General features: G+C 72.2%; 22 protein-coding genes, 5 tRNA genes and 1 pseudogene. 19 read left to right on the top strand and 9 right to left on the bottom strand.

Annotated elements, in window-relative coordinates; all coding sequences use genetic code 11:
- The first annotated feature begins 11 nt into the window (after nucleotides 1-11).
- Entirely contained in the window at nucleotides 12-563 is a 552-nt protein-coding gene (locus tag ACIQHQ_RS25845) for a TetR/AcrR family transcriptional regulator (protein WP_402615604.1), read from the top strand.
- Nucleotides 560-2,092, top strand: coding sequence for an MFS transporter (locus ACIQHQ_RS25850; RefSeq protein WP_402615607.1), 1,533 nt, complete (start codon nucleotides 560-562; stop codon nucleotides 2,090-2,092). The genes ACIQHQ_RS25845 and ACIQHQ_RS25850 overlap by 4 nt, the downstream gene beginning before the upstream one ends.
- Before the next feature lie 143 nt (nucleotides 2,093-2,235).
- Here the strand turns inward: ACIQHQ_RS25850 and ACIQHQ_RS25855 are convergent, their stop codons facing one another.
- A complete protein-coding gene (locus ACIQHQ_RS25855; RefSeq protein ID WP_402616052.1) occupies nucleotides 2,236-2,910 on the bottom strand; it encodes a lysophospholipid acyltransferase family protein in 675 nt (224 codons plus the stop codon).
- Nucleotides 2,911-3,391: 481 nt separating this feature from the next.
- Here ACIQHQ_RS25855 and ACIQHQ_RS25860 point away from each other — a divergent pair.
- The 3 genes and pseudogenes from ACIQHQ_RS25860 (at nucleotide 3,392) to ACIQHQ_RS25870 (ending at nucleotide 5,399) form a co-directional block, all read left to right on the top strand.
- Nucleotides 3,392-4,259, top strand: a pseudogene (locus ACIQHQ_RS25860) (glycerophosphodiester phosphodiesterase family protein).
- A gap of 90 nt (nucleotides 4,260-4,349) precedes the next feature.
- On the top strand, nucleotides 4,350-4,844 hold the full coding sequence (locus tag ACIQHQ_RS25865; protein WP_402615609.1) for an RNA polymerase sigma factor: 495 nt from the start codon (nucleotides 4,350-4,352) through the stop codon (nucleotides 4,842-4,844).
- A 57-nt stretch (nucleotides 4,845-4,901) separates the two neighbouring features.
- Nucleotides 4,902-5,399, top strand: a complete 498-nt coding sequence (locus ACIQHQ_RS25870) for a GNAT family N-acetyltransferase (RefSeq protein ID WP_402616054.1) — start codon at nucleotides 4,902-4,904, stop codon at nucleotides 5,397-5,399.
- A gap of 72 nt (nucleotides 5,400-5,471) precedes the next feature.
- Here ACIQHQ_RS25870 and ACIQHQ_RS25875 read toward each other — a convergent pair whose 3' ends face one another.
- On the bottom strand, nucleotides 5,472-5,900 hold the full coding sequence (locus ACIQHQ_RS25875) for a hypothetical protein (RefSeq protein ID WP_402615611.1): 429 nt from the start codon (nucleotides 5,898-5,900) through the stop codon (nucleotides 5,472-5,474).
- Nucleotides 5,881-6,240, bottom strand: a complete 360-nt coding sequence (locus tag ACIQHQ_RS25880; protein ID WP_402615614.1) for a hypothetical protein — start codon at nucleotides 6,238-6,240, stop codon at nucleotides 5,881-5,883. The genes ACIQHQ_RS25875 and ACIQHQ_RS25880 overlap by 20 nt, the downstream gene beginning before the upstream one ends.
- Nucleotides 6,241-6,309: 69 nt before the next feature.
- Between ACIQHQ_RS25880 and ACIQHQ_RS25885 the strand changes: the two genes are divergently transcribed.
- From ACIQHQ_RS25885 to ACIQHQ_RS25930, 10 genes are all read left to right on the top strand, one after another.
- Nucleotides 6,310-6,960 (top strand): HAD family hydrolase, encoded by a 651-nt coding sequence (locus tag ACIQHQ_RS25885; RefSeq protein WP_402615617.1) that lies wholly within the window; start codon nucleotides 6,310-6,312, stop codon nucleotides 6,958-6,960.
- Between the two features lie 375 nt (nucleotides 6,961-7,335).
- Nucleotides 7,336-8,370 carry a methionine ABC transporter ATP-binding protein gene (locus ACIQHQ_RS25890; RefSeq protein WP_402615621.1) on the top strand — a complete coding sequence of 345 codons (1,035 nt, stop codon included), beginning with the start codon at nucleotides 7,336-7,338 and terminating at the stop codon, nucleotides 8,368-8,370.
- Nucleotides 8,367-9,074: a methionine ABC transporter permease gene (locus ACIQHQ_RS25895; protein ID WP_402615623.1), complete on the top strand. Its 708-nt coding sequence runs from the start codon at nucleotides 8,367-8,369 to the stop codon at nucleotides 9,072-9,074. The genes ACIQHQ_RS25890 and ACIQHQ_RS25895 overlap by 4 nt, the downstream gene beginning before the upstream one ends.
- A 61-nt stretch (nucleotides 9,075-9,135) precedes the next feature.
- Nucleotides 9,136-9,954 carry a MetQ/NlpA family ABC transporter substrate-binding protein gene (locus tag ACIQHQ_RS25900; RefSeq protein WP_402615625.1) on the top strand — a complete coding sequence of 273 codons (819 nt, stop codon included), beginning with the start codon at nucleotides 9,136-9,138 and terminating at the stop codon, nucleotides 9,952-9,954.
- Between the two features lie 141 nt (nucleotides 9,955-10,095).
- Nucleotides 10,096-10,728: a GNAT family N-acetyltransferase gene (locus tag ACIQHQ_RS25905; protein WP_402615627.1), complete on the top strand. Its 633-nt coding sequence runs from the start codon at nucleotides 10,096-10,098 to the stop codon at nucleotides 10,726-10,728.
- Between the two features lie 146 nt (nucleotides 10,729-10,874).
- On the top strand, nucleotides 10,875-12,095 hold the full coding sequence (cbiE, locus tag ACIQHQ_RS25910) for a precorrin-6y C5,15-methyltransferase (decarboxylating) subunit CbiE (RefSeq protein ID WP_402615630.1): 1,221 nt from the start codon (nucleotides 10,875-10,877) through the stop codon (nucleotides 12,093-12,095).
- Nucleotides 12,096-12,462: 367 nt separating this feature from the next.
- Nucleotides 12,463-16,965, top strand: a complete 4,503-nt coding sequence (cobT, locus tag ACIQHQ_RS25915; protein WP_402615632.1) for a nicotinate-nucleotide--dimethylbenzimidazole phosphoribosyltransferase — start codon at nucleotides 12,463-12,465, stop codon at nucleotides 16,963-16,965.
- A 186-nt stretch (nucleotides 16,966-17,151) separates the two neighbouring features.
- Complete coding sequence (gene cobA, locus ACIQHQ_RS25920; RefSeq protein WP_402615635.1) at nucleotides 17,152-18,393, top strand: uroporphyrinogen-III C-methyltransferase; 1,242 nt, start codon at nucleotides 17,152-17,154, stop codon at nucleotides 18,391-18,393.
- 64 nt (nucleotides 18,394-18,457) lie between these two features.
- Complete coding sequence (locus tag ACIQHQ_RS25925) at nucleotides 18,458-19,276, top strand: TrmH family RNA methyltransferase (protein WP_402615638.1); 819 nt, start codon at nucleotides 18,458-18,460, stop codon at nucleotides 19,274-19,276.
- A 9-nt stretch (nucleotides 19,277-19,285) separates the two neighbouring features.
- The gene (locus ACIQHQ_RS25930; RefSeq protein WP_402615641.1) at nucleotides 19,286-19,678 is read left to right on the top strand and encodes an NUDIX domain-containing protein; all 393 of its coding nucleotides are present in this window, start codon (nucleotides 19,286-19,288) and stop codon (nucleotides 19,676-19,678) included.
- Nucleotides 19,679-19,878: 200 nt separating this feature from the next.
- Here the strand turns inward: ACIQHQ_RS25930 and ACIQHQ_RS25935 are convergent, their stop codons facing one another.
- Nucleotides 19,879-21,351 carry a protein kinase gene (locus ACIQHQ_RS25935; RefSeq protein ID WP_402615643.1) on the bottom strand — a complete coding sequence of 491 codons (1,473 nt, stop codon included), beginning with the start codon at nucleotides 21,349-21,351 and terminating at the stop codon, nucleotides 19,879-19,881.
- Between the two features lie 195 nt (nucleotides 21,352-21,546).
- On the opposite strand from ACIQHQ_RS25935, the gene ACIQHQ_RS25940 reads away from it, so the two are divergent.
- From ACIQHQ_RS25940 to ACIQHQ_RS25955, 4 genes are all read left to right on the top strand, one after another.
- Nucleotides 21,547-21,786 carry a hypothetical protein gene (locus ACIQHQ_RS25940; RefSeq protein ID WP_402615646.1) on the top strand — a complete coding sequence of 80 codons (240 nt, stop codon included), beginning with the start codon at nucleotides 21,547-21,549 and terminating at the stop codon, nucleotides 21,784-21,786.
- 232 nt (nucleotides 21,787-22,018) lie between these two features.
- The gene (locus tag ACIQHQ_RS25945) at nucleotides 22,019-22,225 is read left to right on the top strand and encodes a hypothetical protein (protein WP_030842984.1); all 207 of its coding nucleotides are present in this window, start codon (nucleotides 22,019-22,021) and stop codon (nucleotides 22,223-22,225) included.
- A gap of 202 nt (nucleotides 22,226-22,427) precedes the next feature.
- Nucleotides 22,428-23,369, top strand: coding sequence for a phosphotransferase family protein (locus tag ACIQHQ_RS25950; RefSeq protein ID WP_402615649.1), 942 nt, complete (start codon nucleotides 22,428-22,430; stop codon nucleotides 23,367-23,369).
- A 79-nt stretch (nucleotides 23,370-23,448) separates the two neighbouring features.
- Nucleotides 23,449-23,721 (top strand): zf-TFIIB domain-containing protein, encoded by a 273-nt coding sequence (locus ACIQHQ_RS25955; protein WP_402615652.1) that lies wholly within the window; start codon nucleotides 23,449-23,451, stop codon nucleotides 23,719-23,721.
- Nucleotides 23,722-23,776: 55 nt separating this feature from the next.
- On the opposite strand, the gene ACIQHQ_RS25960 is transcribed toward ACIQHQ_RS25955, so the two are convergent.
- The 5 genes from ACIQHQ_RS25960 to ACIQHQ_RS25980 form a co-directional block, all read right to left on the bottom strand.
- Nucleotides 23,777-23,848, bottom strand: a tRNA-Val gene (locus tag ACIQHQ_RS25960).
- Between the two features lie 43 nt (nucleotides 23,849-23,891).
- Nucleotides 23,892-23,963: transfer RNA gene (locus ACIQHQ_RS25965), tRNA-Val, on the bottom strand.
- 25 nt (nucleotides 23,964-23,988) lie between these two features.
- Nucleotides 23,989-24,060, bottom strand: a tRNA-Val gene (locus ACIQHQ_RS25970).
- A gap of 1 nt (nucleotide 24,061) precedes the next feature.
- Nucleotides 24,062-24,135 (bottom strand) — tRNA-Cys (locus ACIQHQ_RS25975).
- A gap of 37 nt (nucleotides 24,136-24,172) precedes the next feature.
- Nucleotides 24,173-24,245, bottom strand: a tRNA-Gly gene (locus ACIQHQ_RS25980).
- Nucleotides 24,246-24,330: the final 85 nt, after the last annotated feature.

The raw sequence follows: 24,330 nt of genomic DNA on the forward strand, positions 1-24,330 counted from the left end.
ATGGTTGTCTCATGGCTGTCGATCCTGAGCACATGCTGCGCGCCGCCGCCGCCCTGCTGACCCGCAAATCCACCGCGACGATGGACGAGGTCGCCAAGGCCGCCGGAATCAGCAGGGCCACGCTGCACCGGCACTTCGCCGGACGTGACGCCCTCGTCCGGGCGCTGGAGGAGCTCGGCATCGCGGAGTGCGAGGCCGCCCTGGATGAGGCCCGGCTCGGCGAGGGCACCGCGAGCGAGGCCGTACGCCGGCTGGTCGGCGCCATCGAGCCCGCCGCCGGGCTGCTCGCGTTCCTGTACACCGAGAACCAGCTCTTCGAGGGCGGGGAGCAGAACGCGGGCTGGACCCGGATCGACGACCGGATCTCCGCCCTGTTCCGGCGCGGCCAGCAAAGCGGAGAGTTCCGCATCGACCTCACGCCCGCCTGGCTCACCGAGGCGCTGTACGGCCTGATGGCCTCCGGTGCCTGGATGGTGCACAGCGGCAAGGGCGCGCCCAAGGACTTCCAGCACATGATCGTCGAGCTGCTGCTCGGCGGCGCCGTCAGGAGAGAGGACTCATGACCAGCACCTTGCAGCCGGCGGACCGCACCGATGCGGTGGAGCGCCCGGGCCGCTGGCTCGCGCTCGGCGTACTCGTGCTCGCCGTGCTGCTGGTGGCCGTCGACGCGACCGTCCTCGGTCTCGCGACCCCCTACATCAGCGAGGACCTCAAGCCCTCCGGCACCCAGTTGCTGTGGATCGGCGACGTCTACTCGTTCGTCATCGCCGGCCTGCTGGTCTCCATGGGCAGCCTCGGCGACCGGATCGGCCGCAAGCGGATCCTGCTGGCCGGTGCCACGGCGTTCGGCGCGATATCCGTGTTCAACGCCTACGCCACGAGCCCCGAGACGATGATCGTGGCGCGGGCGCTGCTCGGCGTCGCGGGCGCCACCCTGATGCCGGCCACGCTCGCCCTGATCCGCAACCTCTTCAACGACCCGCGCGAACGCAGTCTGGCCGTCGGCATCTGGGGCGCCACCGCCTCCGCCGGTACGGCCGTCGGCCCGATCGTCGGCGGGTTCCTGCTGGAGCACTTCTGGTGGGGCTCGGTCTTCCTCATCAACCTGCCCGTGATGGCCGTGCTGGTCCTCGTCGGGATCAAGCTGCTGCCCGAGTCGCGCACCGCGAACCCCGGCCCCTGGGACCTGGTCAGCGTCGTGCTGTCGCTGGTCGGCATGATCGGCCTGGTGTACGCGATCAAGGAGGCCGCCACCCACGGTTTCGCCTGGAGCACCCTGGCCGCGGGTTTGCTGGGCGCGGCCGCGCTTCACGGGTTCGTCCGCCGTCAGCTCAGGCTGCCGATCCCGCTGCTGGACATGCGGCTGTTCCGCAACCGCGGGTTCAGCGGGGCGGTGCTGGCCGACCTGCTGACCATCCTCGGCCTGTCCGGGCTGGTGTTCTTCCTGTCCCAGTACCTGCAACTCGTGCAGGGCAGGCGTCCGCTCGAGGCCGGTCTGGCGGAACTGCCCGCGGCGGTCGGCGCGGTGGTGGCCGGACTGCTCGCGGGGCGTGCGGCCCGGCGCTTCTCGGTGCGGGCCGTCGTCTCCGGGGGCCTGGCGGCCATCGGCCTCGCGCTCGCCGCGCTCACGGTGCTCGGCCAGTCCACCGGCTACCCGCTGCTCGGGGCCGCGCTGCTGGTGGTCGGCGTCGGCGCCGGATTCTCGTTCACGGTGACCGCCGACGTGATCCTCTCCAGCGTGCCCAAGGAGCAGGCGGGCTCCGCGTCCGCCGTCTCCGAGACGGCGTACGAACTCGGTGCCGCGCTCGGTATCGCCGCGCTCGGTTCGATCGTGACCGGCGTCTACCGGGACTTCACCGGCCCCGCGGGTACACCGGCCGCGGCGCACGAGTCGCTGGGCGGTGCCGTCGAGGCGGCCGGGGGCATGCCCGCCCACAGCGCCGCGACGATGCTGGACGCGGCCCGGACGTCCTTCGTCGACGGCCTGGCGCTCGCGGCGGGCGTGGGTGCGGCGGTCCTGCTGGCAGCGGCGGTGGCGGCGTGGTTCCTGCTCGGGGGTCAGAAGCTGGAGAGCGGAAGGAACCACGCGTGACCCCGCCCGCCGGACGCCCCTGAGGCCCTGCCCTCAGGGGCGCGGGAGACCCACGGCAAGCCCCCACTCACCCGCAGCCGCTCACGGTCCCAGGCCGCCCCGCGCGTCCGCACCCACGCGGGGCCCGCCCGCGTCCGAGGGAACTACGCGGCTTCCTTCGCCTTGCTCGCGTACATGTCCACGTATTCCTGACCGGACAGCCGCATGACCTCGGTCATCACCGAGTCGGTCACCGCCCGCAGTACATAGCGGTCCCGGTCCATCCCCTCGTACCGGGAGAACTCCATGGCCTCGCCGAACCGCACGGTGACCTTGCCGGGCCGGGGGAGTCCCGCACCACCCGGCTGCAGCTTGTCGGTGCCGATCATGGCGAAGGGCACCACGGGCGCACCCGTCATCAGGGTCAGCCGGGCGATGCCCGTCCGCCCCCGGTACAGGCGCCCGTCGGGCGACCGGGTCCCCTCCGGGTAGATCCCGAACATGCGGCCCTCCTCCAGTACGCGACGGCCGGTCATCAGTGCGGCGACACCACCCCGGCCACCGTCGCGATCCACCGGGATCATGCCGACGCCGGTGAAGAACCAGCCCATCAGCCGGCCCTTGAGGCCCTTTCCGGTCACGTACTCGTCCTTGCCGATGAACACGACCTGACGGTCGCAGACCAGCGGCAGGATCATCGAGTCGATGAACGTCAGGTGGTTGCCGGCCAGGATGACCGGGCCAGTGCCGGGAATGTGCTGCGCACCCTCCACCTGTGGGCGGAACATCAGGCGCATGATCGGGCCGAGCACTGCCTTGATGAGCGCGAAGCGGGACAACGGACCCTCCGGTGTCAAGGGGTTTCTGTATGAGTCTGTGCAGGTGAGGACGATACTCGTGGCCCCGGGGATCGCGCACATCGGGCACGGCGACTTCACCGAGGCCTTACGCACTGTTGACGCGTGTTTACCTGCGGTGGCGCGCCGCCGACGAGGTGTAACGCGGCCGACACGATGTGACGCACATCGCCCCGGGCACACCGGACGCGTTCCCAGAACGGACGGGCCGAATCGAGCGGACGCGACGAACCGTCAACTCGTCCTCCCCACCAGCCACTACGACACCCGACATCACCCGCGTGTTCCGCCCGGGGTCTCCCACCGGTCATGCACGCGCCCCTACGATCAGCGCGCACTGACGAGCCGAACGGCAGGGAGGGCGCTCATGGGAACGCGGGAGTCGAACGAAGAAACGAGCGGTACCGGACGGCGGGCCCTGCTCGGCGCGGCGGTACTCGGTGCCGGCGGCGCGGTCCTCGGCATGGCCGGCACAGCACGAGCCGACGGCGCCCGGCACGGCGGCGGCGTGCGGAGCCTGCCCAAGCCGACGATCATCGGCCACCGCGGGGCCAGCGGCTACCGCCCGGAGCACACCTTCGGTTCGTACCAGCTGGCCCTCGACATGGGTGCCGACATCGTCGAGGCGGGCGACCTGGTGCCGACGAAGGACGGCCCTCTACAACGGCCGCTGGGAGATCCCCACCTTCGAGGAGGTCCTCAGGTGGCAGGACGAGCAGACCCGCAAGCGCGGCAGGCAGGTGTGGATCTACCCCGAGCTCAAGCACCCCACCTACTTCCGCAAGCAGGGCCTGCCGCTGGAGGAGCGCGTCGCCAAGCTGCTGGGCAAGTACCGCAAGGACCGGCGCACCTCCCCGGTCATCCTCCAGTCCTTCGAGCCGACCAGCGTCCAGCGCCTGCACAAGCTCGTCGACAACCCGCTGGTCGTCCTGCTGTCCTCGGCCGGCTCCCGCCCCTGGGACTTCGTCGAAACCGGCGACCCGCGCACGGTCGCCGACCTGGTCAAGCCGGCCGGCCTGCGGGAGATCGCCTCCTACGCGCAGGGCATCGGCCCGACCCTGGACCTGGTCATCCCGCGCGATGCCCAGGGCAACCTCACCCAGCCGACGACGCTGGTCTCCGACGCGCACCGGGTGGGCCTGATCCTGCACCCGTACACCATGCGCAACGAGAACCCCTTCCTGCCCGCGAACTTCCGCACGGGCGCGGAGGCGGACGCCTACGGTGACGTCTTCGCCGCGTACCGCACGTACTTCGCGACCGGCATCGACGGCGTCTTCACCGATCAGCCCGACACAGGCCTGCTGGCCCGCGCGGACTTCAACGGCTGAGGGCGTCAACACCTGAGCTCGCACCCCCCGGTCGAGTGAGCTTCGGTCGTCCGGGCAACCCGATGCCCGGGCGGCCGCGTCGCTCCGCATATGACGCACGACCTGGTCACCGCCCTGCGCCCGCTGCTCACCGCCGAGGCCTCCGCGGAGTCGTATTCCGCCGGAACCGAGCCGGGCGACCTGGAGCAGGCGGTCTGGCTCCGCCTGCTGGAACGCCTCGACGCCAAGGGCCCGCCGCTGGACCCCGAGGAATGGCTTCGCCGCGCCGTCCGTTCGGAGGCGCGCCGCACTCGCCGTACCAGCCGTCTCGAACGGCCGTATGCCGGTGATCCGGTCGACGACGGCGGCCATGACCCCGAACAGCTCGCCCTCGCCGCCGCCCGTGGTCGGGCCCTGCGCGAGGCAGTGCGCCGCCTCCCCGGCCGTTGCCCCCGGCTGCTGGAGGCGCTGCTCTCGCCTGCGGACCTGACATACCGGGAAATCGCAGGGGAGTTGGGTATGTCACAGGGGAGTCTTGGCCCGGAACGTTCCAGATGTCTGGGATGTCTGAGGAGATTGCTCGCGCCGGAGGTTGCGGCCCGTTGAGGACGGGGATAGGAGTGGGGGACGACAGGTGATCAGATGAGCGGGAGGCGTGCGCACATGGGCATGAGCGTGACCATCTCTGCGGCGACCGAGCAGGACGCGGAGCAGATTTTCAGGTTGCAGTACCTGTGCTTCCAGACGGAGGCGGCGCTGTACGGGAACTACCGCATCGACCCGCTCGTCCAAACCCTCGACTCGGTCCGCGAGGAGGTCACCCGCGACTGCGTCTTCGTGGCACGGCTCGGCGACGAGGTCGTCGGCTCGGTTCGCGGCTCGGTCACCGAGGACGGCGCCGCGGCGATCGGCAAGCTCTGCGTCCACCCCCGTCTCCAGGGCCACGGCATCGGCGCCCGTCTCCTGCGAGCGGCCGAAGCGGCCCTCACCGACCGGCACGGCACCACCCGCTTCCGCCTCCACACCGGCCACCGCAGCGAGGGCAACCTCCGCCTCTACCGCAAGGTCGGCTACGTCACGGTGGGCACGTCCCAGGGCGCCGACGGCGTACCGATGATCGTCCTCGAGAAGCCGGCCGGCTCTTACGCGGCGACGGCTTGATCAACGCCCCTCCAGGGGTAGCGGGGAAACCGTGAGATCAGCCAACACGGGTCCGCGGCCGCCTGACGCGTCTCAGGCGGCATCCTCCTGAGGCACGCCTTTGCGCAACCAGTAGATGGCGGACAGGGGCAAGAGCACGGGAATGAAGAGGTACCCCATCCCGAAGTCGGACCACACGGTCGCGTCCGGGAAGGCGGACGGCTCGGCCAGGGTCCAGGTCCCCACCGTCAGCACGCCCACCAGTTCCGCGCCACAGCACACCAGCGCCGCCCGCCGGGCCGTCTCTCCACCCCGGACCAGCGTGTACGTGATGAACCCGTACACGACACCGGCCACTGCCGACAGCGAGTACGCCAGCGGAGCCCGGTCGAACTGCGTCGCGATCTGATACGCGGACCGGGACACCGCCCCCACGACCATCACGCCGTACAGCCACACCAGCAGCGTGCCCGGCCCGCTGGTCAGCCGCCGCCGGGCCACCTCAGCCTCCCCAGATGTCATAGAGACGCACCTCCAGCACCGCCAGCACGACACCGCCGGCGGCCACCGTCACCGAACCCCACCGGGTCCGCTCGGCCAGCGACATCAACCCCGCCGCCGGGACGCACGCGAACGCCCCCAGCAGATACACCACGAAGATCGTCGTGCCCTGCTCCGGCTTCTGACCCCGCGCCAGCAGCACGATCCCCACCACCAGCTGGATCAGCGACAGCAGCGTGACCACGGCCATCCCGATGAAATGCCAGTCCTTCGTGGGCTGGTCACGGTAGGCCGCCCAGCCGCACCAGGCGGCGAGCAGCAGCGCGGCGACGCCGGTCACCAGCGTCAGGGCATCAAGCATGCTGCGACCTTATTACGGCCGAAAAGGCCCGATGCTTTTGGCCCTGGCCTGCACCGTAGGGTCGAGGACATGACGATCCACGCCCAGGCCCTGCTGTTCGACAACGACGGAACCCTCGTCTCCTCCCTCGCCTCGGTGGACCGCTGCTGGAGGCGGTGGGCCGGGGAGTACGGGATCACGGCCGAGGAGTTCGCGCGCGTCGAGCTGCACGGCCGGCCGGCCGCCGAGATAGCCGCCGATCTGCTGCCCGCCGGCGTCGTGCCGCAGGCCGTCGCGCGGATCGAGGACCTGGAGGTGGACGACGTGCCGAACGGCGGTGTGCAGCTGCTGCCGGGCACCCGCGACCTCCTCGACTCCCTGCCGGCCGACCGCTGGGCTGTCGTCACCTCCGCGACCCGCCGGCTCGCCGAAGCCCGCCTCGACGCCGTCGGCATCCTGCCCAAGACCCTCGTGGCCGCCGACGACATCACGCGCGGCAAGCCCGACCCCGAGCCCTACCTGCTCGCCGCCCGCGCGCTCGGCGTCGACCCGGCGCAGTGCGTCGTCTTCGAGGACGCCCCCGCGGGCCTCACGGCCGGCCGCGCCGCCGGCATGACCACCGTGGCGTTGACCACAACCCACCCGGCCCGCGAACTCCACGCCGATCTGGTCGTCGAGAACCTGTCGGCCCTGTCCGTGCTGGTCACCGAGCTGGGCGTGGAGATCTCCCCGCGCGGCTGAGGACGCACCGGCTCTGTCCACCGCTGTCCAGCATCCGGACGGCGGAGGGCCGGTCAGGACCGTACGCATGCTTTACTGACGACATGACCACGACGAGCGACCGCATCCCCGCGACCGAGGCGACCATGACGCCCGGTGCTCGTTGTATGTGTCGAATGTGCGCCTTCTAGAGGGCCCCCGCACCACCCCCTGAGCTCGCGCCCCGAAGCGAGACGCGGCCCGTCCGCGCGCCCTGAGCGCCGCGGGACCCGAAGCCGCCCCGCGCACATGTTCTCCCCGGTTCCACTCTGAAGCGAGAACCGTGTCGCGTCCCTGACCGAACGCCCCGTGCCCGGGCACACCCATGCCCGCGCACTCGACAGTGACGGAATCCCAGTGATCACCACCTCGGGCCTGACCAAGGTCTACCGTGCACGCGGCCGCGAGGTCACCGCCCTTGACGGCGTCGACCTGCACGTCCGTGAAGGCGAGGTGTACGGCGTCATCGGCCAGTCCGGCGCCGGCAAGTCCTCGCTCATCCGCTGCGTCAACCTGCTGGAACGCCCCACCTCCGGCACCGTGACCGTCGCCGGGCAGGACCTCACCGCCCTGGCCGGCCGCGGCCCGCGCGCCGGAAAGGAACTGCGCCGGGCGCGCAGCCGTATCGGCATGGTCTTCCAGCACTTCAACCTGCTGTCCTCCCGGACCGTCCAGGACAACGTCGAGCTGCCGCTGGAGATCCTCGGGAAGTCCGGGCAGGAACGCTCGCGCAAGGCGCTGGAACTGCTCGACCTGGTCGGCCTCGCCGACAAGGCCACGTCCTACCCCGCGCAGCTCTCCGGCGGTCAGAAGCAGCGCGTCGGCATCGCCCGCGCCCTCGCCGGAGACCCGAAGGTGCTGCTGTCCGACGAGGCCACCAGCGCCCTCGACCCGGAGACCACCCGCTCCATCCTGGCGCTGCTGCGCGACCTGAACCGGCAGCTCGGCCTGACCGTCCTGCTCATCACCCACGAGATGGACGTCGTGAAGTCGGTCTGCGACTCGGCCGCGCTGATGGAGAACGGGCGCATCGTCGAGTCGGGCACGGTCACCGAGCTCCTCGCGACCCCCGGTTCCGAACTGGCCGACGCGCTGTTCCCGCTGGGTGGCGAGGCCACCGGCGAGGACCGCACCGTCGTCGACGTCACCTTCCAGGGCGAGAGCGCCACCCAGCCCGTCATCTCGCAGCTCGCCCGCACCTACAACATCGACATATCGATCCTCGGTGCCGCCATCGACACCGTCGGCGGCCTCCAGGTCGGCCGGATGCGCATCGAACTGCCCGGCCGCTACGAGGACAACGTCGTGCCGATCGGCTTCCTGCGCGAACAGGGCCTCCAGATCGACGTCCTGGGCCACGAGTGCGAACCGGTGAAGGAGAGTGCCAAGTGACCTGGTCCGAGATGCAGCCCCTGCTGGGGCAGGCGTGTTGGGACACCCTCTACATGGTCGGCTGGTCCACGCTCATCGCCGTCGTCGGCGGACTGCCGCTCGGCGTCCTGCTCGTGCTGACCGACCGCGGCGGCCTCCTGCAGAACGTCGCCGCCAACAAGGTCATCGGGCAGATCGTGAACATCGCCCGCTCCCTGCCGTTCATCATCCTGATGGTCGCGCTGATGGGCTTCACCCGCTCGATCACCGGGACGACCATCGGCGTCCAGGCCGCCATCGTGCCGCTCGCCGTCGGCGCCATCCCGTTCTTCGCGCGCCTGGTCGAGACGGCCGTCCGCGAAGTGGACCACGGGCTCGTCGAAGCCGTGCAGTCCATGGGCGGCAACACCTGGACCATCGTCCGCAAGGTCCTCGTCCCCGAGTCGCTGCCCTCGCTGATCTCGAGCACCACCACCACGATCGTCGCCCTCATCGGCTACTCCGCCATGGCGGGCACCGTCGGCGCCGGAGGCCTCGGAGACATCGCCATCCGCTACGGCTACCAGCGCTTCGAGACCCAGCTGATGTGGATCACCGTCGCGATCCTCGCCGTCGTCATCTCGGTCATCCAGTTCGCCGGCGACTACGCGGCCCGCACCCTGCACCGCCGCGGCGCCCACGCGGGCCCCGCCCCCAAACTGCGGCTGCTCAAAGCCGCCTCCTGAACTCCCCGTTCACCCACGACGGGGCCGCACCACCACAAGGTCATAAGGAAAGGCACTTTTCGTGCGTAACACCGCCAAGATCACCACTGCCGTGCTCGCAGCCGGAGCCCTCACCCTCGGGCTCAGCGCCTGCGGCGCGGACAGCTCCGACACCGACGGGCCCCTGATCGTCGCCGCCAGCCCCGTCCCGCACGCCGAGATCCTCAACTACGTCAAGGACAACCTGGCGAAGAAGGAGGGCCTCGACCTGCAGGTCAAGGAGTTCACCGACTACGTCACGCCGAACACGGCGACGCAGGACGGCTCCGTCGGCGCCAACTACTTCCAGAACAAGCCGTACCTCGACGACTTCAACAAGAAGAACGGCACCGACATCGTGCCCGTCGTCACGGTCCACCTGGAGCCGCTCGGCCTCTACTCCCACAAGGTCAAGAAGGCCGACGACCTGAAGAGCGGTGCGACCGTCGCCATCCCGAACGACACGGTCAACGAGGCCCGCGCCCTCAAGCTCCTCGCGGCCGACGGACTCATCACCCTCAAAGCGGGCGTCGGCAACGAGGCGACCCCCTCCGACATCACCAAGAACCCCAAGAACCTGAAGTTCAAGGAGCTGGAGGCGGCCCAGACCCCGCGCTCCCTCGACGACGTGGACGCCGCCGTGATCAACGGCAACTACGCCATCGAGTCCGACCTCGAGCCGTCCAAGGACGCCCTCGTCCTGGAGTCCCCGAAGAACAACCCCTACGGCAACTTCCTCGCCGTGAAGAAGGGCAACGAGGACGACCCGCGCGTGAAGAAGCTCGCCAAGCTCCTCACCTCGCCCGAGGTGAAGAAGTTCATCCAGGACAAGTACGCCGGCTCCGTGCTCGCCTCCTTCTGAGCCCACGTCCGGCACCCGCGCACCCGGGGTCCTCCCTCGTCCGGTGGGGGGAGGGCCCCATGATGCGGATCAGTGCTTTCATGCTGCATGCTGGGCAGTTCAGCATGCCCTGAAGGTTCACCGAAGGTTACGGAGCGGCGGATGACGAGCACCTTCCCCAACATCTCCATCAGCACGGAGCGGTTGGTGCTGCGTCCCCTCGACGAAGACGACGTCGTCGCCCTGGCCGCGATGATGAACGACGAACAGGTGGCGGCCTGGACCTCCGTCCCCCAGCCGTTCACCGAAAGCGGCGCCCGCACCTGGATCACCGAGTACGCCCCCGCGCAGCGCACCGGGGGACACGGAATCGACTTCGCCGTCACCGAGTTCCTCACCCAGCGCCTGGTGGGCGTCATCCAGCTCGGCAAGACCAACTGGCACGTGCGCTCCACCGAACTGTCGTACATCATCGCCCCCTGGGCCCGCGGTGAGGGCTACGCCTCCGAGGCCGCCCTGGCCACCGCCCAGTGGCTTCTGGGGGACCAGAAGTTCGAGCGCATCGAACTGCGCACGGCGGCCGACAACACCGCCTCCCAGCAGGTCGCCCAGAAGATCGGCTGTATCAGCGAGGGCGTGCTGCGCAACGCCTGTATAGCCCGGGCCCGTGCCGAGGACGGCACATGGACCGACGTACGCACCGACTACATCGTCTGGAGCCTGCTCCCCGAGGACCTGGAAGGCGTGGGCGACCAGCTCCGCGACGGCTTCACGTCCTTCGGCGACTGGAACTAGGCCGAAACCGCCCGGAGGACGACGGTGACGAGCGCACCAGCGCTCCCCTTGACACCTCCACCGGGTACCCTCACGGAGCCCGCTCGCGGGCTGCTTCCCCTGACGTTGCACAGACGACCTGCGAAAACCCCTGGAGACTGACGACGATGGCCGACCGGGTCACGGTGATCGGATGGGACGGTTCGCCGCTGACCGCCGCGGCGAGTGCCGCCCTGGGTGCCGCCACGCTCGTGGCCGGTGCCCCCCACCACCTGGCGCTCCCCGAGGTTCCCGCCGGCGCCGAGCGCATCCGCCTCGGCAGTGTCGCCCTCGCCGCCCGCCGCATCGCCGGCCACCGCGGCACGGCCGTCGTGCTCGCCGACGGCGACCCCGGCTTCTTCGGCGTGGTACGCACCCTGCGCGCCCCGGAGTTCGGCCTCGAAGTGGAGGTCGTGCCCGCCGTCTCCTCCGTCGCTGCCGCCTTCGCCCGCGCGGGCATGCCCTGGGACGACGCACAGGTGGTCGTCGCACACCCCCGCACCCTGCGCCGCGCGGTGAACGTATGCCGTGCCCACACCAAGGTGGCGGTCCTCACCTCACCCGGCGCCGGTCCGGCCGAACTCGGCCTGCTTCTCGGAGGAGTCCACCGCTCCTTCGTCATCTGCGAGGAACTCGGCACCGCGCGCGAACGCGTCTCCGTCGTCACCTCCGACAAGGCCGCCGACCACACCTGGCGCGACCCCAACGTCGTCATCGTCCTCGGCGGCCCGGCCCGGCCCGGCACCACCGGGGAGACCGGCGGCTGGATCTCCGGCCGCGATCCGTCCGCCGGACCGCGCGGCTGGACCCTGCCCGCCGACGCCTACGGGGCGGACCTCGGCGAGGGCGAGACCCAGCTGCTGCGCGCCTCCCAACTGGCCCACCTGGGGCCCCGCATCGGCGACCTGGTGTGGGACATCGGCTGCGGCAGCGGCGCCTTCGCCATCGAGGCGGCCCGCGCCGGTGCCGCCGTCCTCGCCGTCGACAGCGACCGGGCCGCCTGCGCCCGCACCGACGCCGCGGCCCGCCGGCTCGGCGTGCAGCTCCAGATCGTGCACGGCACCGCCCCGCACATCCTGGAGAACCTCCCCGAACCGGACGTCGTCCGCGTCGGCGGTGGGGGAGCGGCCGTCGTCCTGGCGGTCGCCGACCGCCGTCCACAGCGCATCGTCACGCACGCCGCCACCCGCGACGCCGCCGAACTCATCGGCCGCGACCTGACCGAGCACGGCTACGGCGTCGAGTGCGCCCTGCTGCAATCCGTCGAACTCGACACCCGGGCCTGGACGGAAAAGGAACGGAGCGTCGCGTTCCTGCTCAGCGGCGTGCTCCCGCCCCGCGGTGCCTGACCCCGCCGCCGTCCCCGTGATCGGGTTGTCGTACCGCGCGCGGTAGGCTGGCCGATCGCTGCACCGCACAAGGACGCCCGGCGCTTCGTCGGTCAATGTCCGGAAAACCCGCCCGTTTTGGGAGGTGTGTGGTACGGCAGAACCGAAGGACGCGCAACGTGGCGCAGTCCACAGCGGAACCGTCGCGGATCAAGCTGCCGTGGGGGTGGTTCGACCGCGACAATGCCAGTGAATGGCTTTGTCGCCTTTTCCGGGCGGACCGTTCGTGCCGCTGGGGACGCACGCTCGTTCTTCACTGCGGGGCGGTCGGTGCGCCGTTCCGGGCGAGCTGGTCGTAGGAGCACTAACCGATGGGCGAGGGGTACGCATGACCGACACCGGCCAGGTCCCGGGCGAGGGACTGCCGGAGAGCGCAGGCATGGTGGAGCAGCCGGGCGCCCCCGCGCACGGTGCGTACACCTACCTCTCCGAAACCACCGCCGAGGACGAAGACCTGCTGCTTCTGCCGGGCGCCCAGGGCGCCTGGGGCAACGAGGTCCCTCCGCCCGCGCCGGAGCCGGTCCTCGAGACCGTGCACCAGCCGGGCCCGCACGAGATCTCCGGCCGCGACAGCGGATCGGTCGACCTCGGAGGCGTCCGCCTGCCCGATCCGCCGCCTATCCCGCCCATCACTCCGCGCCGGCCGCTGCACCTCGGCCCGCCGCTGCCCGACAGCTCCGCCAGCCCGGTCCGCTCCCTCGCCGACCGCGGCCCCGCCGACGCGCCCGTACGACAGCCGGCGCCCTCCTCGGCGGGTCCCGAGTACCTCGACGGTCCCCGCGCTCCCGAGACACCCTCGGCGCCCGCCGCGCCCGCTGCGCCCTGGGGCGCCCAGGTCACGCATGCGGCTCAGGTGAGTGCCGGGGCGGCGCCTGCGGAAACGGTTGTTCCGGCGACGGAACCGATGGGCACCGCCCAGGCGGTCGCGGCCCCCGCGACGACGGAGACGAACCACCCCACACCGCCGGCGCCGGCCGAGGCCGCCCATGCCGTGCCAGCGGAGGGCATGGCCCTCGGGGAAGACCCCGCCGGCGCGGGCCTCGACCCGGAAGAGCGGGGGAGGGCCACTGCCGAGGACGGTCAGGCTGCTCCCGCGGCGGTCGCGGGCGACCCGGTGGGGACGGGCGGGGGAGCGGCGCAAGGCGGGGCCGCCGCGTCCGAGGCCGGGCACCTCCCTGCGGCCGAACCGGCCGTCGCGGGTGACTCCGCCGGTGCGAGTACCGGTCCGGACGCGGGCCGGACGGCCACTGCCGAGCACGTTGTGCCCGCTCGGACAGCGGACCCCGCGGACACGGGTGCCGTCCCGGACGAGCACCGGGTGGCCGCCGCCGAAGCCGTCCGGGCGTCCGGGGCCGAACACGCCGTTCCCGAGCAGGACACGGTCGTCGCGGGTGACCCCGCCGGTGCCACGGCTGGTCCGGACGCCGCCCAGGTGGCCGCGGCCGAGGCCGGAGCCGTAGCCGCTCCGGGAGTCGAGGTGCCGCCGACTGCGGAGTCGGCGCCGACGGCGGAGGCACCCTCCCAGAGCGCTGGGACTTCCGGGCCGGCGGCCGCAGGCGCACAGGCCCCGTCGGCGGGACCGGTGGCCGCAGGCGCACAGGCCCCGACGGCCGCAGCCGAGCAGGCCGTGGCCCCGGCCCCCGCCCCCGCCCCGGAAGCCGGCCAGGTTCCCGAAGCGGTCCCGTTCCCGGAGGCCGCCTCCGGTCCGGAGCATGCCGTCGTGACCCCGTCCGAGGCCGCCGGTGCACAGGTCAGCGCCCCGGTACCGGACGGGGCGACTTCGGACGCCGTCGCTCACCCGCCGGTAGCGGCCCCCCAGGCCGTTGCGCATACGCCGGCAGCGGACGCTGTCCCCGAAGCTGCCGGACCGGTTCCTGACGCCACCGTTCCCGTGGCCGCTGCACCGGTTCCGGAGGCGACCGCCGAGGCCGTCGCACCGGCCCCGGACGCCACCGCTGTCGCCCCCGAGGCCGTCGCACCGGCCCTGGACGCCACCGCCGTCGCTGCGGAGGCTGCCGCACCGGCCCTGGACGCCACCGCCGTCGCTGTGGAGGCTGCCGCACCGGCCCTGGACGCCACCGCCGTCGCTGTGGAGGCTGCCGCACCGGCCCTGGACGCCACCGCCGTCGCTGCGGAGGCTGCCACACCGGCCCCGGACGCCACCGCCGTCGCCCCCGAGGCTGCCGCACAGGTTCCGCGTGCCGCCGCCCCGGAGGCCCCCGTACCGGCCCCGGCCGTGACCGCTCCCGAGGCGGGCGCGCCGATCGCTCACGCCACCGTCTCCGTCGCCCCCGAAGCTGCCGCACCGGAGCAGGTCCTCCCCGCAGAAGAGGCCGCACCCCAGCCCCCGGCGGCATCCGACGGCGTGTCGACCGCCCGGCAGCCCGGGGCGACGGCCCCCCAGACCCCTGCTCCCGGCGTCGAAACACCCCAGGTCGCCGCCGCTCCGGCCCCCGAGCCGCAGTCGGACGGCCGGGAAACGGCCGCTTTCTCCGTCGAGGCAGCCACCCCGGCCCCGACCCCGGTCGCCGAAACCGCCCTGCCCGCCGACGCACCCGCTCCCGCCGCGCCCGAGACCGCGCAGGAAGCCGCCCCGGAAACACCCTCCCCGGCTCGGCCCTCCCCGGCTCGGCCCTCCGCGGCCACGGCCCCCGGCGAGGTCGCGGCCCCCGTACCCCCTCAGGCACCGGAGGCGCCCGTGACCGATCCCGCCGCCGACGCAGCGGTCCCGGTCGGCGCCCCCGAGGCGGTCGCGGTCGCCCCCGCTGCCGGAACCGTGACGCCCGACCCGGCCCCCGGCACCCCGGCACCCACCGAGGACGTCACCGTCGTACTTCCGGCCCCCGCCGCTGCCCCGGTCGTGGACGAGTCGGCCGGGCAGCCCGTGCAAGGCCCGCAGCAGTCCCTGCCGGCACCGCCCGAGACGCTGGAGCCTCCCGCACCCATGACCACCGTCCCGGCACCCCGCGACGTCGACGCCGAACTCGCACAGAACGCCGACGACCTGGACACCCGGGCCGCCGAACACGAAGACCTGGCCGACCAGGAACGCCGAGAAGAGAGCGCGGCCGCAGTGGCAGAAGCCCGACAGTCCACCGGCCCCGCCGCCCCCGGCTACGACCCCGCCGAGCGCGAGGCCGTGCTGAAGGTCATGCGTGAACGCCGCGACATCCGCAACGGCTTCCGCAGCGACCCGATCCCGCACGATGTGCTCCTGCGTGTCCTGGAGGCCGCCCACCACGCGCCCTCCGTCGGCCACTCGCAGCCGTGGGACTTCGTCGTCATCCGCTCCGCCGACACCCGGCGGGCGATGCACGAACTGGCCATGCGCCAGCGTGAGGCCTACGCGAAGTCCCTCCCCAAGGGCCGGGCGAAGCAGTTCAAGGAACTGAAGATCGAGGCCATCCTCGACACGCCGGTGAACATCGTCGTCACCGCCGACCCGACCCGCGGCGGCCGCCACACCCTCGGCCGCCACACCCAACCCCAGATGGCTCCGTACTCGGCCGCCCTGGCCGTGGAGAACCTCTGGCTCGCCGCCCGCGCCGAAGGCCTCGGCGTCGGCTGGGTCAGCTTCTTCGACGAGCGCGAGATGGTCCGCGCCCTCGGCCTGCCCGAGCACCTCGAGATCATCGCCTACCTGTGCGTCGGCTACGTCGACGAATTCCCGGACGAGCCCGAGCTGTTGCAGGCCGGCTGGTCCAAGCGCCGCCCGCTGTCCTGGGTCGTGCACGAAGAGACATACGGCCGCCGTGCCCTGCCCGGAGAGGAACCCCACGACCTGCTCGCCGAGACCGTCGCGCAGATCCGCCCGCTGGACGCCAAGGCGCTCGGCGAGGCGTGGGAGCGCCAGAAGCGTATGACCAAGCCGGCCGGTGCGCTGGGCATGCTGGAGATCATCTCCGCGCAGCTGTCCGGCCTGTCCCGCCAGTGCCCGCCGCCCATCCCGGAGCCCGCCGCCGTCGCCGTCTTCGCGGGCGACCACGGTGTGCACGCACAGGGCGTCACCCCCTGGCCGCAGGAGGTCACGGCCCAGATGGTGGCCAACTTCCTCGGCGGTGGTGCCGTCTGCAACGCCTTCGCCACCCAGGTCGGCGCCGAGGTCTGCATCGTGGACGTGGGCGTCGCCGCCGACCTGCCGACCACCCCGGGCCTGCTGCCGCGCAAGATCCGTGGCGGTACGTCCGACATGACGACCGGGCCCGCGATGACCCGCGAGGAGGCCGGACAGGCCATCGAAATCGGCATCGAAACCGCCCGCGACCTGGTCGCCGCCGGCAACAAGGCCCTGCTGACCGGTGAGATGGGTATCGCGAACACCACCGCGTCCGCCGCCCTGATCTCCGTCTTCACGGGTGCGGACCCGGCCGAGGTCACGGGCCGGGGCACCGGCATCAACGACGAGACCCTCGCCCGCAAGACCGAGGTCGTGCGCCGGGCCCTGGAACTCCACCAGCCGGACCCGGCCGACCCGATCGGCGTGCTCGCCGCGATCGGCGGCTTCGAGCACGCGGCCATCGTCGGCCTCCTCCTCGGCGGCGCCTCCCTGCGGACGCCGGTCATCCTGGACGGCGTGAGCGCCGGGGCCGCCGCCCTGGTCGCCCGCGCGATCGCCCCGGAGGTCCTGGCCGCGTGCATCGCGGGCCACCGCAGCGCCGAGCCGGGCCATGTCGCCGCCCTCAACAAGCTGGGCCTGCGGCCCCTGGTCGATCTCGACCTCCGCCTCGGCGAGGGCACCGGCGCCCTGCTCGCCCTCCCATTGGTGCAGAGCACGGCCCGGGCGATGCACGAGGTGGCGACGTTCGATTCGGCGGGAGTGACGGAGAAGTAGGGCTCCCGTCGTCCTCGTGGGCCGGCGGGCGGGCGTTCCGCAGGACGGGGTGCCCGCCCGCCGACCGCCCACCGGCAGGGGGGTCCCGGTGCCCAGCCGGCGGACCACCCGAGCCGCCCTCACCCCTGCCCCATTAAAATCCGCACGTCAGGGCACTGAACACCGCCGCAACAGGAGCCGCACCTCATGGCCGAACACCCCGCCTACCCCGTAGGCCTCCGCCTCACCGGCCGCCGCGTGGTCGTCCTCGGCGGCGGCCAGGTCGCTCAGCGCCGCCTTCCGGCCCTGATCGCCGCGGGCGCGGACGTCCTCCTCGTGTCTCCCGAGGCCACCCCCTCCGTCGAGGCCATGGCGGACGCAGGCGAGATCACCTGGGAGCGGCGCCCGTACGCGGAGGGCGACCTCGCGGACGCCTGGTACGCCCTGATCGCCACCAGCGATGCCGAGGCCAACGCCGCGGCCTCGGCCGAGGCGGAGCGCCACCGCGTCTGGTGTGTCCGCTCCGACGACGCCGACCGGGCGACGGCCTGGACCCCGGCCACCGGTCACAGCGAGGGCGTCACGGTCGCCGTCCTCACCACCGACGCCAAGGGCCGCGACCCCCGCCACACCGCCGCCATCCGCGACGCGGTCGTCGAGGGCCTGCGCGACGGCACCCTCGTCGCCCCGCACCACCGCACCCGCACTCCCGGCGTGGCCCTGGTCGGCGGCGGCCCCGGCGACCCGGACCTGATCACCGTGCGCGGCCGCCGGCTGCTCGCGGAGGCCGACGTGGTCATCACCGACCACCTCGGCCCGCGCGACCTGCTCGCCGAACTGTCCCCGGGCGTCGAGGTGATCGACGCGGCGAAGCTGCCCTTCGGCAGGTTCATGGCTCAGGAAGCGATCAACGACGCCCTGATCGAGCACGCGCGCAAGGGCAAGTCGGTCGTCCGGCTCAAGGGTGGCGATCCCTTCGTCTACGGGCGCGGCATGGAGGAGGTCCAGGCGCTGGCCGAGGCCGGCATCCCGTGCACGGTCGTGCCCGGCATCTCCAGCTCCATCTCCGTCCCGGGCGCCGCCGGCATCCCGGTCACCCACCGGGGCGTCGCCCACGAGTTCACCGTGGTCAGCGGCCACATCGCCCCCGACGACGAGCGCTCCCTGGTGGACTGGCCGTCCCTGGCCAAGCTGACCGGCACGCTGGTGATCCTCATGGGCGTCAGCACGATCGGCAAGGTCGCCGAGACGCTCATCGCGCACGGCAAGTCCCCGGACGCACCGGTCGCCCTGGTCCAGGAAGGCACGACGGCCGGCCAGCGCCGCGTCGACGCCACCCTCGCGACGGTCGCGGAGACCGTGCGGAGCGAGGATGTGAAGCCCCCGGCGGTCATCGTCATCGGTGACGTCGTGAAGGTCGGCCCCGAGACACCCGCCCCCCGCAAGTAACTCCGGGTAACACAACCTCTACCCAGCCGTTGGCACCGCACCCAGGACAAGGCAGTATCACCCTGTGGCCGATCTCATCACCGTCGAGGATCCCGACGACCCGCGTCTGCGCGACTACACCGGCCTGACCGACGTGGAACTGCGCCGCAAGCGCGAACCCGCTGAGGGCCTGTTCATCGCCGAGGGCGAGAAGGTCATCAGAAGGGCCAAGGAAGCCGGCTACGAGATGCGCTCCATGCTGCTCTCGGCCAAGTGGGTCGACGTCATGCGTGACGTCATCGACGAACTCCCGGCCCCGGTCTACGCCGTCAGCCCGGAGCTCGCCGAGCAGGTCACCGGCTACCACGTGCACCGTGGCGCGCTCGCCTCCATGCAGCGCAAACCCCTGCCCACGGCCGCCGGTCTCCTCGGGGGCGCCCGCCGCGTCGTCATCATGGAGTCGGTCAACGACCACACCAACATCGGCGCGATCTTCCGCTCGGCCGCCGCCCTCGGCATGGACGCCGTCCTGCTCTCGCCGGACTGCGCCGACCCCTTGTACCGCCGCAGTGTGAAGGTCTCCATGGGCGCGGTCTTCTCCGTGCCGTACGCCCGTCTGGACACCTGGCCCAAGGGCCTGGAGTCGGTCCGCGAGGCGGGCTTCACGCTGCTCGCACTCACCCCCGACGAGAAGGCCCGGTCGCTCGACGAGGCCGCGCCGCACACCATGGACCGCGTGGCACTCATGCTCGGCGCCGAGGGTGACGGCCTGTCCACCCAGGCCCTGGTCGCCGCCGACGAGTGGGTTCGCATCCCCATGTCCCACGGCGTCGACTCCCTCAACGTGGGCGCGGCGGCGGCCGTGGCCTTCTACGCCGTTGCCACCGGCCGGCCCCGGGTCTAGGGGCCCCGCGTGGAGCAGCACGAGGCCGTCGTCGCCGTCCTCCTGCGGGGTGACCGCCTCCTCGCCGTGCGGCGCGGGCCGGCGGTCGTGCGCCCCGGCTACTGGCAGCCCGTCAGTGGCAAGGTCGAGCCGGGGGAGACGCAGGAGCAGGCGGTCGTCCGGGAGGTGCGCGAGGAGGTCGGCCTCACCGTCGTGCCGGAGGCGAAGGTCTGGGAGTCGGAAACCGACGACCGCCGTTTCCGCCTCCACTGGTGGACCGCCCGCGCGGACACCGGCGAGGTGGTCCCCGACCCGCGCGAGGTCGCCGAGACCCGCTGGGTCACCCCCCGGGAGTTCCTGGCCCTGAACCCGGTCTTCGAGGGCGATCGCGCGTTCTTCGAACGGATCCTGCCGCAGCTGTGACGCCCGGCTGACCAGCCGGCCCTCGTCCTACGCAAGAGCCCGCGGCACGGAGCCCCATGGTCTGAGACCCTGAGGTCTGAAGTCCTCGGCACGGACTCCTGAGGTGTGAGGCCCGCGGCACGGAGCCCTGCGGTCTGAGACCCTGAGGTCTGAAGTCCTCGGCACGGAGTCCTGAGGTGTGAGGCCCGCTGCACGGAGCCCTACGGTCTGAGACCCTGCGGCACGAAGCCCTGTGGTCTGAAGTCCTGCGGGCCGTCGTCCTGCCGGACGTGCTCCTGCCGTACGACGCCCCCATCGTCGCCCAGCCCCCGGGCCGGGCCCTGACAGCCCTGCACCAGGGCGATACCGACCGCCACCAGCAGCGTCACCACGACGAACACGAACAGCCGCTGCCGCAGCAGCCGCGGATTGGCGGGCCGTAGCCCGGTCCCCGTGTTCCTCGGCCCCTGACGACCGGTGCCGCTGTGCGGAGCGGGACGGCTGCCGCCGGCCGACCGCGTGCCGTCGCGCCCGGTGGGCGTCGGCCGCGATCCGGACCGCGATGGACCGCCGCCGCGCGAGGCGCTGGGCCCCCGCATGGGGGCCCTGCCACGGCTCCCGCCCCCCGTCGACCGGTTCCCGCCCCGCGTACCGGCCCCGCCCTGGGAGGGCGTTCCGTCCGTCGACGCATGGCCGTCCCGGGACGGCGAGGAACCCCGCGGCGGGGGGGTGCCCCGGCCCCGCTGCGCCCCGGACGCGCCCGCGCCCTGCTGCCCCTGCGGGCGGCGGGTCCGCTCGGGGTAGGTGTCGGTGGGCCGCTCGGTCTCGGCGCCGCGTGGCGCGGCCGGCCGGACCCCGGCGAGGTCCTGCGACTCCCGGGCTGCGATCTCCTTGAGCCGCAGCGACAGTTGCAGTGTGCTGGGCCGCTCCTCGGGGTCCTTCGCCAGACACGCCCGGACGAGCGGAGCCAGCGCGTCGGGCACGCCGTGCAGTTGCGGCTCCTCGTGCACGACGCGGTACAGCATCACCTCGGAACTGCCGTGGCCGAACGGCGAGTCGCCCATCGAGGCGTACGCGAGCGTGGCGCCGAGCGAGAACACGTCCGTGGCCGGAGTGACGGTGGCCCCTCGCACCTGTTCCGGCGCGAGGAAGCCCGGCGAGCCGACGGCCGTGCCGACGTGGGTGAGCGTCGAGGCGCCGGTGGCCCAGGCGATGCCGAAGTCGATAATCCGCGGCCCCTTCGGGGACAGCAGGATGTTGGACGGCTTCAGGTCCCGGTGCACCACCCCGGCCTCGTGCACGGCCACCAGGCCCTCTGACAGGGCCGCACCGACGGCCGCTACATCGGCGGCACCGAGTGGTCCCTCGGCCGCCACCTTGTCGTGCAGGGAAGGTCCGGGCACGTACTGCGTGGCGAACCAAGGGCGGTCCGCGTCGAGGTCGGCGGCCACCAGCCGGGCGGTGCAGCCGCCACGGATCCGCCGGGCCGCCGAGACCTCGCGTGCGAACCGGGAGCGGAACTCCTGATCCTCGGCCAGGTCGGGCCGGATGACCTTGAGCGCGACCCGTTGCCCCTTCTTGTCGGAGCCCAGGTAGACCACGCCCATCCCGCCCGCGCCGAGCCGTCTGTGAAGCCTGAACGAGCCGACGACGCGCGGGTCCTCGCGCCTCAGGCGCATCATCGCCATGTTCATCCCCGCTGCCCGGTCCTGTGACGAGCCACAGCTTACGTTTCCACGGCCGCCGGTGCGCAGAGGCCGCGCCCTCTCAGGGTGATGGATTGTCAGTGGTGGGTGGGAGACTTGAAAGGTGGTCAGGGAGGGCGCGAAGAGGCGGACTTCGAGCAGTCGGTGCTCCCAACCACCCGTCCCAGAAGGGGGATTGGTCCTGTGAAGGGTGATCGTGTGGAGATAGTCGTGGATGCGGGGGACACGACGCGCACGTACGAGGTGGTGGCGAGCAGGGCGGGCCGCAGGGTGGAGACGGCGGTACGCCGAGGTGTCGTGGAAGTGAGCGAAATCACCCGTAGCGGGACGGTCGTGCGTACTGCCCGCTTCATGGCGAATCGGGTGCTGGCCCTGGTGGAACAGCCGATTCCGCGGGAGGAAAGCCCGGACAAAGCGGAATGAGCCGGGCGTCCCGTCGGGGAAGACCCTGAGACCCGCGTCCCCGTCTCCACCCAGGGGAGTACATCGCAGGTGGTGCCTCATCCTCCGGGAGGCCCGGCAATCGGTACGAGGGCATGACGCCCGGGAAGGGCCGGACGCCTAGATTTAGGTCAAGCGGCGGGTGCAGCACTCGTCCCCCGAGGTCAGATGCCCGCCGCTGCAAACGACAACTGAGAACGGTCAGGAGAGGACCATGGCCCAGACGGCTCCGCGGACGCTGCTCCGCGAAGAGGGACGCAAGGTGTACGCCGCCGCGTTCCGCCGCCGGCAGGGCCGTCGCCACCCGGTGGTGGCGACGCTGATGGCCCTTCCCTTGGCGGTCCTGCTCCTCCTCGTCTTCGACGGGTGGGAGACAGTGGCCACACAGGCGTCGTCCGTGGGCGAGATGCTGGGGCGCTGAGCGGCGACCCCAGGCCCGGAAGAGCGGTCCGGGCGGGGACATCCCACCCATGAAACCCCGTGGGGACGGGGGTGCGGCGGACGGCAAAAATGCCGGCGCAGCTGGGGAGCTGCGCCGGCATTGCTTTTGTCCGGCAGGCGCCGGGCACCCGGAACAGGCGGTTCCCTGCGACCGGGCCCCTGTTCGCACGTACTCTCACCCGGTGAACTCCGTCCCCGGCCCGCTCCTGGCCGACCTCACCGCCACGGTCCGGGCCACCGCCCACGCACGCTCATCTGCCTGCCCCTGCGGCGCGGCGACGCTCGCCGACCGCCCCGACGGCCTGGTGGTGCGGCACGCGGACACCGTTGCGAAGGCCCACCCCCCGGGGACCGACCCGGCCGAACTCGCCGGCCGTCTCACCCTCGCCACCCACCACCCCGGCATCCTCCTGCCCCCGCTGGACCCGGCCCCGGTCGCCCTGCACGGCCGCGTGGTGACGTTCTGGCCGTACGGCACCCCGGTGGACCCCGAGGACCCCGGCGCCGCACCCTGGGAAGCCGCCGCCGCACTCCTCGCCCGCCTGCACCGCACCCCGGCGCCGCGGGACCTGACCGCGATGCGCGGCCCGGCCAAGGCGGCCCAGGCCGTCGCCCGGCTCCGCGGGGCCGGCCCGCACCCCGCAGCCGCCTCCGTCCTGCGCGCCTGGGCCACCCTCCCGCCCTGGGCCCGGGCCGAGGCGCCGATGCCGCGGACCGGCACCCTCTGCCACGGCGACCTCCACCTCGGCCAGCTCGTACGTCACCCCGCCCCGGCGGGCCCCTGGCTGCTGATCGACGTGGACGACCTCGGCGTCGGCGTCCCCGCCTGGGACCTCGCCCGTCCCGCCGCCTGGTACGCCTGCGGCCTGCTCCCGCCCGAGACCTGGGCCCGCTTCCTCGCCGCCTACCGGGAGGCGGGCGGCCCCGCCGTCCCGGCCGAGGGCGATCCCTGGCCCGCCCTGGACGTCCCGGCCCGTGCCCTCACCGCCCAGACCGCGGCCCGGGCCGTCGCCAAGGCGATCACGGCCGGCCGGCCGTTGGACGAGGTGGAGCAGTCGGTCGTGGATGCTTGTGACCGAATGGCTACCGTCCCGCCGCAGTTGGCGCAGGAGCACGCGAAGTAGGGTGCAACCGACCACAGCAGGACAGAGTCCGCCCTGGCGAGATGTGAAGCAGGACCGACCGGCGAGGAGTTGAACGACCATGCAGTGTCCGAAGTGCCGTGCGCCGATGCACACGTACAACCGCAACGGTGTCCAGATCGAGCAGTGCAGCGGCTGCCGCGGGATCTTTCTCGACTACGGCGAGCTGGAGTCGCTGACCCGTCTGGAGGCCCAGTGGTCCCAGGCCGCCCCGCCGCCCCCGCAGGCCTACCCGCCCCCGCCGGCCCCCGCGTGGGGCGCCCCGCACGGCCATCACGGCCATCACGGTCACCACCGCAACAAGAGCTTCGGGCACATGCTGTTCTCGTCCTGAGCCGTGACATCACAGGAGCCCCCGGCCGTGAACGGCCGGGGGCTCCCGTGTGGTGTGGACGATACTGGGATTGAACCAGTGACCTCTTCCGTGTCAGGGAAGCGCTCTCCCGCTGAGCTAATCGTCCGCGGGACCATGACCACTGAGAGCAGCGGATCATGGGCACTGCGTGCGCGATACTGGGATTGAACCAGTGACCTCTTCCGTGTCAGGGAAGCGCTCTCCCGCTGAGCTAATCGCGCGGGTCGGGATCCTTGAGAGATCCAGTGGACGATACTGGGATTGAACCAGTGACCTCTTCCGTGTCAGGGAAGCGCTCTCCCGCTGAGCTAATCGTCCTTGGAGGTGGAGACGGGATTTGAACCCGTGTAGACGGCTTTGCAGGCCGTTGCCTCGCCTCTCGGCCACTCCACCAGGAGTGTAGGGGGCCGGGAAGCCCCCTCTTCCTTCGAGCGGACGACGAGGTTCGAACTCGCGACCTCAACCTTGGCAAGGTTGCGCTCTACCAACTGAGCTACGTCCGCCTGTCGTTTCGGCCCGCTCTCGCGGCCCGGCGACGTGTTGAACTCTAGCGGATTCCGGTGCCAGGACAAAAACGCGTTTGCGCAG

The sequence above is a fragment of the Streptomyces sp. NPDC092370 genome (genome assembly GCF_044755265.1).
Classification (GTDB): Bacteria; Actinomycetota; Actinomycetes; order Streptomycetales; family Streptomycetaceae; genus Streptomyces.